Origin of the sequence: Deinococcus alpinitundrae (assembly GCF_009982895.1) — a bacterium.
Taxonomy (GTDB): domain Bacteria; phylum Deinococcota; class Deinococci; order Deinococcales; family Deinococcaceae; genus Deinococcus; species Deinococcus alpinitundrae.
In genome coordinates, this window is the sequence record NZ_WXZL01000156.1 from 1 (window position 1) to 337 (window position 337).

Here is a 337-nt window from a genome sequence, read left to right on the forward strand (position 1 = left end):
TTTGTCGATAAACTCTTTTTCAATCTTGTCTGTTTACCGTGCCTTCTCCAAGTCAGGGGCACGGTAAACAGACTTAAGGATATTGATAGACTCAACCTTTTGGTCAATCCAATCTTTAACCTCTACATCTTCGTACTCTGTACGACCGTAGCCCATCGCTACAGAAAGAACTTCTGCATCGTCCCAGTACATTCCGAAGAATTTACGAAGGAATTCGGGGAATTGCATCTCGACAGTAACCTTGCTGGCTTTGTCGATAAACTCTTTTTCAATCTTGTCTGTTTACCGTGCCTTCTCCAAGTCAGGGGCACGGTAAACAGACTTAAGGATATTGATA

Annotated in this window: 1 protein-coding gene; it reads right to left on the reverse strand. The window is 42.7% G+C overall.

Features of this window, described 5'->3' with window-relative positions; genetic code table 11:
- Positions 1-33: 33 nt before the first annotated feature.
- Positions 34-228 (reverse strand): phiTE-211 family phage-derived protein, encoded by a 195-nt coding sequence (locus GUI70_RS26140; RefSeq protein WP_202630578.1) that lies wholly within the window; start codon positions 226-228, stop codon positions 34-36.
- Positions 229-337 lie beyond the last annotated feature (109 nt).

Excerpts from the sequence above, each read along its gene's own strand:
- GUI70_RS26140 (WP_202630578.1), bottom strand. The coding sequence starts at position 228 with ATGCAATTCCCCGAATTCCTTCGTAAATTCTTCGGAATGTACTGGGAC.